We start from the raw sequence: 10501 nt of genomic DNA on the forward strand, positions 1-10501 counted from the left end.
GGTCACGCACCGCTACGTGATCGACTCGGTGCGTGACAAGGAGTGTGTTGCGTACGCAACTGCGTACGCAACCCCTAGGTGGGAAACTCCCTCGGAAGTGGCATCGACATGGGGCAGGCCAGGGCTACGCGTTACTCTGCGCTGAAGACCAACAGCCGTAGAGGGGTGGGTAATCGTGGCCGTCAACACCGCCGCGATGATCGCGCGCACACGCTTCGGTGCGGAGCTGAAGAGGGTGCGCCTGGCGACTCGCGTCAACGGCGAGAAGGTGCAGCAGATCCATGTCGCCCGCGCCATGGGGCTCAGTCGCTACGACCGCTACTCCCGCATGGAACGCGGTGAGACCTGGCCCAACGACGCCGAGTGGTTGGCGATCCACACCTACCTGCGGATGGACCTTGAGACCCGGGTGCGGCTGGAAACGATGCGCAGGGAAGGCATGTCCATCGCGAGCGCCTGGTGGACCGAATTCGACAACGAGTTCCACGAGTCACTGATCGAGTTCGTCGCCTACGAAGATTCCGCTCAGAAGATCACGACGTGCGCCGGGAACATCGTCCCCGGGCTCCTGCAGACAACCGAGTACGGTCGGACGGTAACCAGTCTGCTGGCCAAGTCCACGATGTCGCCCCACCTCGTGGAACGGTCGGTCGAACTGCGGGCCAACCGCCGCAGAGCCTTCGGTAAACCCAATCCGCCCATCACCGAAGCGATCATCGGTGAAGCCGCTCTGCGCCAGAAGGTCGGCGGAGCTGCCGTCATGGTGAGACAGCTTGACTCGTTGGTCCTGGACGCCACGCAGGGGCATGTAACTTTCCGCGTCATTCCATTTGAGGCCGGGGCAACGCTCACGTACATGTTCCACCTGTTCGAGTTCGGCGGGGCGAACGAGAACCCCATCGCCGCGTTCGACGCCATGACGGGCATGTCCTTCTGGAGGAACCCCAAGGAGGTGCGTGGTATCCGAGGGCTGGTTGATTCCCTGAAGAGCCTGGCGCTTCCCCCGTTGGACTCGCTGGAAAAGATCAGAGCGATCAGAAAAGAGATGTCGCGTGACTGAAGAAGCCCGCAGGGCCAAGCTGCAAACCCTCGAAGGGCTCCTCGCTCATGACCTGACGGGCGCGGAGTGGACGAAGTCAACGTTCTCGGGCGGTGGCTCGGGCGATTGCCTGGAGGTGACGCATGTACCCGAGAAGGGCGGTTGGGTACTGCGGCACTCCGTCCTCACCCACATCGTGATGCCGCTTACCGAGGCCGAGTACAGGGCGTACTGCGACGGGGTCAAGGCGAACCAGACCGGCCTGGTTCCGGGGGCCTGAGCGCTTAGAAGCCCCTGACCGGAGGAGAAACCGGCCAGGGGCTTCGTCGTGCGTCGTATCCGGGGTCAGATTGAGGCCGAGCGGTACTTGCGTACTGCCAGGGTTCTGAAGACCACGATGATCAGGGCCGACCAGAGCAGCGAGGCCAGGACCGGGTGCTGCATGGGCCAGGCGTCGGACTGGACGACGCCCGGGTTGCCGAACAGTTCGCGGCAGGCCTGCACGGTGGCGCTGAAGGGGTTCCACTCGGCGACCGGGCGGATCCAGGAGGCCATCATCGTCGGGTCCACGAACGCGTTCGAGACGAAGGTGACGGGGAACAGCCAGATCAGGCCGCCCGACGTGGCCGCTTCAGGGGTACGGACCGACAGGCCGATCAGCGCGCCGATCCAGGAGAACGCGTAGCCCAGGAACAGCAGCAGGGCGAAGGCACCGAGCGCCTTGAGGATGCCCTCGTGGACGCGCCAGCCGACCAGCAGGCCGACGACGGCGAGGACCACGACGGTCAGCGCCGTCTGTACCAGGTCGGCGAGGGTACGGCCGGTGAGGACCGCCCCGCGGGCCATGGGCAGGGAGCGGAAGCGGTCGACGAGGCCCTTGTGCATGTCGTCCGCGATGCCCGCGCCCGCGCCGGCCGTGGCGAAGGTGACGGTCTGGGCGAAGATGCCCGCCATCAGGAATTCGCGGTACCTGGCGGGGTCGAGGCCGCCGCCGATGCTCATGGAGCCGCCGAAGACGTAGCTGAAGAGGACGACGAACATCACCGACTGGATCAGCCCGAAGATGATCATCTCGGGGATCCTGGCCATGCGGATCAGGTCCCGTTTCGCGATGACCAGTGAGTCGGTGACCGACTGCGAGAGGCCGCCGCGCGGCTTTGGGGCCCGGTTGCCGGGGGTGACGGTGTCCGTTACGGCGCTCACTTGGCGGCCTCCGCTTCTTCGCCGGTGACCTCGGCCGCGTGGCCGGTCAGTGAGATGAAGACGTCGTCGAGGGTGGGCCTGCGCAGTCCGATGTCGTCGATCTCGACCCCCCGGGTGTCCAGCTCGCGGATGACCTCGGCGAGCAGTTTCGCGCCACCGGTGACCGGGACCGTGATCCTGCGGGTGTGCTGCTCGGTCTTGCTCGCGCCCTTGCCGAAGGCGCGCAGCACCTCGTCGGCGGCGGTGAGGTGCTCGGCGTCGTGCACGACGACCTCGATGCGCTCGCCGCCGGTCCGGGCCTTGAGCTGGTCGGAGGTGCCGCGTGCGATGACCCGGCCGTGGTCGATGACGCAGATGTTGTGGGCCAGGTGGTCGGCCTCTTCGAGGTACTGGGTGGTGAGCAGGAGCGTCGTACCGCCCGAGACCAGTTCCTGGATGACCTCCCACAGCTGCTGGCGGTTTCGCGGGTCGAGTCCGGTGGTCGGCTCGTCCATGAACATCACGGGCGGGCTGACGACGAGCGCGGCGGCGAGGTCGAGGCGCCGGCGCATGCCCCCGGAGTAGGTCTTGGCCGTGCGGTCGGCGGCGTCGGCGAGGTTGAAGCGCTCCAGCAGCTCGTCCGCGCGGACCTTCGCGCCCTTCGCGGACATCTGGTAGAGCCTGCGGACCATCTGGAGGTTCTCGCGCCCGGTGAGGTACTCGTCGACGGCGGCGAACTGGCCGGACAGGCCTATGGAGCGGCGTACTTCGTTGGGGTGCTTGAGGACGTCGATGCCGGCGACGACCGCCTTTCCGCTGTCGGGCTGGAGGAGGGTGGTCAGTACGCGCACGGCGGTGGTCTTGCCGACCCCGTTAGGACCGAGGAGACCGAGGACTGTGCCTTCCGGCACGTCGAGGTCGACACCGTCGAGAGCCGTTACGTCGCCGAAGGTTTTCACCAGGGCTTCGGCGTAGATGGCGCCTGGCATAGAAGGTCCCCCATGAGTTTTTGGGCGAAATTTCCTCTGCGTATTTTAGTTTTTCCGGACTTTCCCCGCCCGGTGAAGCGACAAGCAACAGCGCGGAGTTTTCAGGACATCACGGTGTATCCCGCCTCCCGCAGCGCCGACCTGACCTCCGCGCAGTGCTCCGGGCCCTTCGTCTCCAGGTGCAACTCCACCTCGACTTCCGTGAGTCCGAGCCGCGGGTCGGTCCGTACGTGACCCACATCGATGACGTTGGCGTCCACCAGCGACAACACCCCGAGGAGACCTGCCAGGGCGCCCGGACGGTCCGCGAGGCGCAGCCGCAGCGACAGGTACCGGCCCGCCGCCGCCATGCCGTGCCGCAGGATGCGCTGCATCAGCAGCGGATCGACATTGCCGCCCGACAGCACCGCGACCACCGGCCCCTCGAACGACTCCGGCTTGCTCAGCAGCGCCGCGACCGGGCTGGCGCCGGCCGGTTCGACGACCATCTTGGCCCGCTCCAGGCACAGCAGCAGCGCGCTCGACAGCTCGTCCTCGGTGACCGTGACGACACCGTCGAGCAGTTGGTTGATGACCGCGAAAGGCACGTCGCCGGGCCGCCCCACCTTGATGCCGTCGGCCATGGTCTGCCTCGTGTCGATGGAGACCGGCCGCCCGGCCGCCAGCGACGGCGGGTAGCACGCCGCGTTCGCCGCCTGTACGCCGATGATCCGCACGTCCGGACGCAGCGCCTTGACCGCGATCGCGATACCGGCGGCCAGCCCGCCGCCGCCCACCCCGACGACGATCGTCCGTACCTCCGGGCACTGCTCCAGGATCTCCAGGCCCAGCGTGCCCTGGCCCGCGACGATGTCGGGGTGGTCGAAGGGGTGGATGAAGGCCGCGCCCGTCGTGTCGGCGTACTCCTGCGCGGCGGCCAGCGTCTCGTCGACGACCTGGCCGTGCATCCGCACCTCGGCGCCGTACTCCCGCGTCGCCGCGACCTTCGGCAGGGGCGCCCCGACCGGCATGAAGACCGTGGAGCGTACGCCGAGCAGGGTGGAGGCCAGCGCGACACCCTGCGCGTGATTGCCGGCGCTGGCAGCGACGACGCCCGCCGCGCGCTGCTCCGGGGACAGGCCGGCGATCCGTACGTACGCGCCGCGCAGCTTGAACGAACCGGTCCGCTGGAGGTTCTCGCACTTCAGGTGAACCGGGGATCCGACCAGCTGCGACAGATGCCGGCTGCCTTCCATCGCCGTGGTCCGCGCGACCCCGGAGAGCATCTTCTGCGCCCCGCGGATGTCGTCGAGGATGAGGTGGCGAAAGGGGTCAGACGTACGGAAGCTCATGACCGCAAGTCTTGCAGCTCAGCGCTCGGGCGGCCGCCGCGCCGAAGGCCGTCCATCCGTTTATCTGTCGCAGCGCCGGTACGCACCCGCTGCCATCCGCGTACTCTGTCCCCCACCAAACCGACCACCGCACGAAGAGAGCCCCCAGCCATGCCCACTTCCCAGGACATGACGACTGATCCGGACACCGGCCTCCTCGATGCCCTCCAGCACCAGGTGGCCGTCTTCGCCCGCCGCGCCGAGCAGACCAGGCTCGGCGGCGTGGGCCAGGTCCGCAACTCCATGGACCGCGCGGCCTATCTGCTGCTCAACCGGCTCGACCAGGAAGGCCCGATGGGCGTCAAGGCGCTCGCCGCGGGCATGGGGATCGACTCCTCGACCGTGACCAGGCAGGTCGCGCCGCTCGTCGACACGGGCCTGGTCAAGCGCACGTCGCACCCGGAGGACGGCCGCGCGGTCGTGCTCCAGCTCTCTCCGCGCGGCCAGGCGCGGCTCGACGAGGTGCGGTCTTCGCGGCGCGAACTGATGGCTCAGGTGACGGAGGGCTGGAGCCAGGAGGAGCGCGATTCCTTCTGCACGCTCCTCACGCGCTTCAATTCCGCGCTGTCGGCCCGCCAGGGCGCGGCCGCGGAGGGCGCAGAGGGCGCAGAGGGTACGGAGACCGGTGTCGAGACCGGCGCAGCGGTGCCGCCTCCGACCTCCTAATCGGTATGGCCGCAGGGCCCGGGAGTTCGAGGCGTTCGTCGCGGGCGCGGCAAGCCGGAGACGGCGGTGCGGGCGGCGGTGGAGCCAGGGCCGCGAAACCAGCCCCTGCCCGGCCCCTCCAGCCCCTCCGACGCTTGAGGGGCGGGGCCTGGGGCGGAGCCCCAGAAGCCCCGCAGGCCACCCGCACCCCGCACCCCGCACTCCCGCCCCAGGGCCCCGGCTCAGCCGAGCATCTGCTTCAGGTCGGCCAGCAGGTCGTCGCACGACTCGATGCCCACCGACAACCGCACCAGATCCCCCGGCACCTCCAGCGCGGACCCCGCCGCCGACGCATGCGTCATCCGCCCCGGATGCTCGATCAGCGACTCCACACCACCCAGCGACTCACCGAGCGTGAAGAGCCGAGCCCGGTTGCAGACCTCGACCGCCGCCTCCTCGCCGCCCTCGACGCGGAAGGACACCATCCCGCCGAAGGCCTTCATCTGCTTGGCCGCGACCTCGTGACCGGGGTGCTCCGGCAGCCCCGGGTAGAGGACCTTCGTGACGCGCGCGTGCCGCGTCAGCATGTCCGCGACACGCGTGGCGTTCTCGCTGTGGCGGTCCATCCGCACCGCGAGCGTCTTGATTCCGCGCAGCACCAGCCACGCGTCGAAGGGCCCGGCGACCGCGCCCATCGCGTTCTGGTGGTACGTCAGCTCCTCGCCCAGCGCCGCGTCGTTGACGATCAGCGCGCCCCCGACGACGTCCGAGTGCCCGCCCATGTACTTCGTCGTCGAGTGCACGACGACATCCGCGCCGAGCGCGAGGGGCTGCTGGAGGTAGGGGCTCGCGAAGGTGTTGTCGACCACCAGCCGGGCACCGCCCGCGCGCGCGACGTCCGCGAGCGCCTGGATGTCGCTGATGCCGAGGAGCGGGTTCGAGGGGGTCTCGACCCAGATCACCTTGGTCTTCGGGGTGAGGGCGGCCCGTACCGCCGCAGGGTCGGAACTGTCCGCGACCGAGAAGGTCACGCCCCACCGCGAGACGACCTTGGCGAAGAGCCGGAACGTTCCGCCGTACGCGTCGTTCGGGATGACCACATGGTCCCCGGGGCTCAGCAGGGTCCGCAGCAGGCAGTCCTCCGCCGCCAGGCCCGACGCGAAGGCGAGCCCGAGGCTGCCGCCCTCCAGCGCCGCGAGGTTCTCCTCCAGGGCGGTGCGGGTCGGGTTGGCGCTGCGGCTGTACTCGTAGCCGCCGCGCAGGCCGCCCACGCCGTCCTGCTTGTACGTGGACACCTGATAGATCGGCGGTACGACCGCGCCCGTGAGGGGGTCCGCGGTGTTGCCGGCGTGGATCGCGAGGGTCTCGAAGCTGTGGTCATCGCTCATGGGAAACGAGCGTAGTTCGTCGGCGCCCCGGCCACTCCCGCCACTCCCGGCCACTTCCCGGGCCACTCCCCCGCCACTCCCTGGCCCCTCCCTGGCCCCTCCCTGGCCCCTCCGGAGCGTCCCTCCGCCGTCCGGGACAATGGAGCCATGGAGATTCTCTGGTTCCTGATCGCTCTGTGCATGCTGGCGGCGGTCATCGGCCCTGTCGTACTGCGCAGGCGCGCCGGCGGCATCCGCCTGGTCGCGCCCGGCTCCCCCGACGCCGCCGACCCGGCCGACTACGGCTTCGTACGCCAGGAGCTGCTCGACGTCCGGATGCCGGGCCCGGACCAGGACCTGGAAGACGTACTGGAAGTGGTGCAGCGCTCCCAGGACTGGCGGGCCGCCGCGCAGCTGCTGGCCGGGACGCCCAAGGACGGTGAGGTGCGCTGGCAGCGCGTGCAGGCGTTCGCCGGGGCCGCGTCGCTGGAACTCGCGCAGAAGCCCGGCGAGGGCGGTCGCTGGCTGCGGGCGTGGCGCGCGGAGGCACCGAAGGACGCGGGCGGGGCGCAGGTGCACGCAGAGTTCCTGGTGCAGCAGGCGTGGCGTACGTCGACGCCCGGCACGGACGACTTCCGGATCATCCTGGAGGAGGCCCGTACGGTGTGCGGCGAGGCGGCGCTGCTCGCCCCCGGAGACCCCGTTCCGTACATCACCGAGCTCGCCGTCGCGCGCGGACTGGCCTACCCGGAGGCCGAGTTCGACCAGCTGTGGGCGAAGATCCTGGACCGTGCCCCGACCCATATGGGCGCGCATCTCGCCGCGCTGAGCTACCGCAGCGAGAACTGGCACGGCTCGCGCGAGGCCGCCGACGCCTTCGCGACCGCCGCCGCCGCGCGGGCGCCGCAGGGCTCGCTGCTCGCGGCGCTGCCCCTGTTCGCGGTGTACGAGCACCTGCCCGAGGTGAATCTCGTGCAGGGCTTCTACCAGAGCGCGGTGGTGACGAGGGCGATGGAGGGCGCGCTCTACGCGGTGCACGCCGCGCGCCCCGACGACCCGATGCTGGCGCACGTACGCCACCTGCTGATCCTCTTCCTCGTACGCGCCGAACGCTGGTCGGAGGCCATGGACCAACTGCGGCACGTGGACGGTCACGTGGGCGCGCTCCCGTGGACGCACAGCCAGGACCCGGCGGCGGACTACGCGGTGTACCGCGCCCTGGCGGTCGCCGGATACGAGGCGAACGGCGGCAGCCCGGCGACGCTGAGGGGCTGAGGGCGCGCGGGGGCGGCAGTGCCGCCCTGACCTGCGGTAGGGCGTACTCCGGATCCCCCACGCGCACGTCTGCCCTGCGGCACCTGCGGTGCTGCCGGAGGAGGACCGTTCCCCGACGACTCACACCCGCCGATCGCGGAGCGCGTGGCCCGGATCGAAGCGCTGCCGGACGACGGCCGCGCCACGACGGCCACCGCCCCTTCCCTCACCCTCCTCCGCGCCCCCGCCCAGTCCCTGGCGGACCTGGAAGCGGCGGTCCTGACGCCGGAGGCGCTGGGGCTGCGGCGTACGGCCGACTGGCAGGCCCTGGTGCACGAGTCCATGACGGCGTACTTCGCCGAGGACGCGGAGGTACTGCTGCGGGCGACTGGCAGACGGCAGCCACCGCGCTGTCCGCCGCCCGTATCGACAAGGCCTGGGAGCGGCGCGTGGTGGCCGTCGGCGTACTGGGCGGTACTGGGCGGTACTGGGCGAGGAAGCGGCCGATGACGACGCCTGGCTGCTGGCATGGGAGTCCGCCGCGCCCCGGCGACCCGGACGCGGCGATGGTGCGCGGCCTCAGCTCGATCGACCTGGCGTGGAAGCTGCGGGGCGGCCCACCGCGTCGAACACCGGCCGCGAGCAGTTCGAGGGCTTCCACCGTACGATCCGGCGCGCCTTGGAGGAGCTGACGCTGGCGGCGGCACTGGCCCCCGAGGACCCGACTCCGTACGCCAAGAAGATCTGGACGTCACTGGCCCTGCGCGGCGCGCACGAGGACATGCGGGAGCTCTGGGCCGAGATCACGGCCCGCGACGACAGCGAACCCAAGCCGCGCGACTACAAGACGCCGGAGCTGGTGGCGGCTGTGGACAGGCTGCTGGCGGACGTGGCGGCGGCGCCCGCGTCGCATCCGTACGTCCGGGAGGCGCGGCACCTGCTGGCGTACTTCCTGGTCTACCAGGACCGCCACGAGGAGGCGCTGGAACAGTTCCGCCTGGTGGACGACTACGTCGGGGCGCTCCCGTGGAGCTACTACGGCGACGCGGCGGCGGAGATCTACCGCGCGGCGCGGGAAATGGCGGTGGTGGGGGCGGCACGGCGGAAGCGGCGCTGAGGGCGGGGCCCGCCCGGTGTGGAATCCTCGGCCGCCTCCACGCGTTGACCCTAGGCGCCCAGGCGCAGACCGCCCAGGAGGAGATCCGCATGATGTTCGGCCGTACCCCCCAGCTGCCTACCCCGGAGCAGGCCCTGAAGGGCCGCCCGACCCCGGAGTTCGAGGTCCCTTCCCGGCACACGGTCCTGGGCAATCCACTGCTGGGCCCGTACCCCGACGGTCTGGAGATCGCCGACTTCGGCATGGGCTGTTTCTGGGGCGCGGAGCGCAAGTTCTGGCAGACGGAGGGCGTCTGGACGACGCTCGTCGGCTACCAGGGCGGCTACACCGAGAACCCGGCGTACGAGGAGGCCTGCTCGGGCCTGACGGGCCACACGGAGGCGGTGCGGGTCGTCTTCGACCCGTCGGTCGTCTCGTACGAGCAACTGCTGAAGGTCTTCTGGGAGAACCACAACCCGACGCAGGGCTTCCGCCAGGGCAACGACGTGGGCACGCAGTACCGCTCGGCGATCTACACCCACTCACCCGCCCAGGCGGCGGCCGCGGAGGCGTCTCGCGAGGCGTACCAGAAGGTGCTGACGGCCAGGGGGTACGGCGCGATCACGACGGAGATCCTCCCGGCGGACACCCGCCCCTTCTGGCCGGCGGAGCCGTACCACCAGCAGTACCTCGACAAGAACCCGGCGGGCTACTGCGGGATCGGCGGGACGGGCGTTTCCTGCCCGATCGGCGTGGCTCCGGCCGGGAGCGAGTGAGCCCGGGCTTCGCCCCGGAGGCGCTGGCCGCGCGGTGGGGGCGGGAACGGGGGCCGGCGGGGCCGCCCATCGCCCACGAGTTCCGCGGTAGGTACGCGGATCGCTGGGTGCGTTTTCACAGCCTGCCCGGCTCGAAGCGATACCCGGAGAGCGAGGCCGAGTACGCGATCGTGTTGGACCGGTACAACTCGGTCCTCGACGAACTGTTCGCGGGTGTGGACGTGTTCGTGGTGACCATGGACTGGTCGGTGACGCCGACCGGGCCTGCCGCCTACCGGACCCGCGAAGCACTCCACCCGGAGGGCGTCCGCTGGTGGACCGAGGCGAACGAGGAGGACCCGAACCCGGACCCGGACCCGGACCCGGATTTCCACACCCACACGCATCTGTACGCCGACCGACGTCCGTGGGAACGCGGCTGCGCCGACGCTCTGCTGCGAGCAGTCGCGGACGAGGAACTCGCGGGTCTGTTCTTCACCGACACGGAACTCCGCCGCATCCACCATCCGTACGACGGAGGCGCCGACGTCATCCTCTCCACCCCTGAGGAGCGAGACCGACTGCGCGACCAGCACACCGACTGGCTCTCAAGCCACTCGGCGGGGCTGTAGGAGGAGAGCCCCACAGCCGGAACTGCAAGGCCCGAAGCGGAGCACGGGCCGCAAACCAAGGCTTGCATCTGGGGGTTTCGGGCCGTCCCGAGCGCTCGAGTGTCGGTGGGCCGGGGCGGCGCGTCAAGGGCGCTCCTACGTCGCGTCGCTACGCGAGAACCCTTCGGGCTCC

At 70.2% G+C, this 10501-nt stretch carries 12 protein-coding genes; 8 read left to right on the forward strand and 4 right to left on the reverse strand.

Features of this window, described 5'->3' with window-relative positions; genetic code table 11:
• Window positions 1-175 precede the first annotated feature (175 nt).
• Both J7E96_RS24780 and J7E96_RS37665 read left to right on the forward strand, forming a co-directional pair.
• The gene (locus tag J7E96_RS24780; RefSeq protein ID WP_215133954.1) at window positions 176-1060 is read left to right on the forward strand and encodes a helix-turn-helix transcriptional regulator; all 885 of its coding nucleotides are present in this window, start codon (window positions 176-178) and stop codon (window positions 1058-1060) included.
• On the forward strand, window positions 1053-1319 hold the full coding sequence (locus J7E96_RS37665) for a DUF397 domain-containing protein (protein ID WP_215133956.1): 267 nt from the start codon (window positions 1053-1055) through the stop codon (window positions 1317-1319). The genes J7E96_RS24780 and J7E96_RS37665 overlap by 8 nt, the downstream gene beginning before the upstream one ends.
• A 65-nt stretch (window positions 1320-1384) precedes the next feature.
• On the opposite strand, the gene J7E96_RS24790 is transcribed toward J7E96_RS37665, so the two are convergent.
• From J7E96_RS24790 to ilvA, 3 genes are all read right to left on the reverse strand, one after another.
• Window positions 1385-2242, reverse strand: coding sequence for an ABC transporter permease (locus tag J7E96_RS24790; protein WP_215133958.1), 858 nt, complete (start codon window positions 2240-2242; stop codon window positions 1385-1387).
• Window positions 2239-3210, reverse strand: a complete 972-nt coding sequence (locus J7E96_RS24795; protein ID WP_215133960.1) for an ATP-binding cassette domain-containing protein — start codon at window positions 3208-3210, stop codon at window positions 2239-2241. Before J7E96_RS24795 ends, J7E96_RS24790 begins: the two co-directional genes overlap by 4 nt.
• A gap of 101 nt (window positions 3211-3311) precedes the next feature.
• Window positions 3312-4541 (reverse strand): threonine ammonia-lyase, encoded by a 1230-nt coding sequence (gene ilvA, locus J7E96_RS24800; RefSeq protein ID WP_215133962.1) that lies wholly within the window; start codon window positions 4539-4541, stop codon window positions 3312-3314.
• 150 nt (window positions 4542-4691) lie between these two features.
• Here ilvA and J7E96_RS24805 point away from each other — a divergent pair, with 150 nt between their 5' ends.
• Window positions 4692-5246, forward strand: coding sequence for a MarR family winged helix-turn-helix transcriptional regulator (locus tag J7E96_RS24805; RefSeq protein ID WP_215133964.1), 555 nt, complete (start codon window positions 4692-4694; stop codon window positions 5244-5246).
• Between the two features lie 221 nt (window positions 5247-5467).
• On the opposite strand, the gene J7E96_RS24810 is transcribed toward J7E96_RS24805, so the two are convergent.
• Window positions 5468-6613, reverse strand: coding sequence for a cystathionine gamma-synthase (locus J7E96_RS24810; protein ID WP_215133966.1), 1146 nt, complete (start codon window positions 6611-6613; stop codon window positions 5468-5470).
• Window positions 6614-6760: 147 nt separating this feature from the next.
• Between J7E96_RS24810 and J7E96_RS24815 the strand changes: the two genes are divergently transcribed.
• From J7E96_RS24815 to J7E96_RS24835, 5 genes are all read left to right on the forward strand, one after another.
• Complete coding sequence (locus J7E96_RS24815) at window positions 6761-7867, forward strand: hypothetical protein (RefSeq protein WP_215133968.1); 1107 nt, start codon at window positions 6761-6763, stop codon at window positions 7865-7867.
• Window positions 7868-8011: 144 nt separating this feature from the next.
• Window positions 8012-8356: a hypothetical protein gene (locus J7E96_RS24820; protein WP_215133970.1), complete on the forward strand. Its 345-nt coding sequence runs from the start codon at window positions 8012-8014 to the stop codon at window positions 8354-8356.
• A gap of 88 nt (window positions 8357-8444) precedes the next feature.
• The gene (locus tag J7E96_RS24825) at window positions 8445-8963 is read left to right on the forward strand and encodes a hypothetical protein (RefSeq protein WP_215133972.1); all 519 of its coding nucleotides are present in this window, start codon (window positions 8445-8447) and stop codon (window positions 8961-8963) included.
• 89 nt (window positions 8964-9052) lie between these two features.
• Complete coding sequence (gene msrA, locus J7E96_RS24830; protein ID WP_215133979.1) at window positions 9053-9718, forward strand: peptide-methionine (S)-S-oxide reductase MsrA; 666 nt, start codon at window positions 9053-9055, stop codon at window positions 9716-9718.
• A gap of 107 nt (window positions 9719-9825) precedes the next feature.
• Window positions 9826-10329 (forward strand): hypothetical protein, encoded by a 504-nt coding sequence (locus J7E96_RS24835; protein ID WP_215133974.1) that lies wholly within the window; start codon window positions 9826-9828, stop codon window positions 10327-10329.
• The last annotated feature ends 172 nt before the right edge of the window (window positions 10330-10501 follow it).

Source organism: Streptomyces sp. ISL-96, from assembly GCF_018614035.1.
Taxonomy (GTDB): Bacteria; Actinomycetota; Actinomycetes; order Streptomycetales; family Streptomycetaceae; genus Streptomyces.

Excerpts from the sequence above, each read along its gene's own strand:
- J7E96_RS24795 (WP_215133960.1), bottom strand. The coding sequence starts at position 3,210 with ATGCCAGGCGCCATCTACGCCGAAGCCCTGGTGAAAACCTTCGGCGAC.
- ilvA (WP_215133962.1), bottom strand. The coding sequence starts at position 4,541 with ATGAGCTTCCGTACGTCTGACCCCTTTCGCCACCTCATCCTCGACGAC.
- J7E96_RS24805 (WP_215133964.1), top strand. The coding sequence starts at position 4,692 with ATGCCCACTTCCCAGGACATGACGACTGATCCGGACACCGGCCTCCTC.
- J7E96_RS24810 (WP_215133966.1), bottom strand. The coding sequence starts at position 6,613 with ATGAGCGATGACCACAGCTTCGAGACCCTCGCGATCCACGCCGGCAAC.
- J7E96_RS24815 (WP_215133968.1), top strand. The coding sequence starts at position 6,761 with ATGGAGATTCTCTGGTTCCTGATCGCTCTGTGCATGCTGGCGGCGGTC.
- msrA (WP_215133979.1), top strand. The coding sequence starts at position 9,053 with ATGATGTTCGGCCGTACCCCCCAGCTGCCTACCCCGGAGCAGGCCCTG.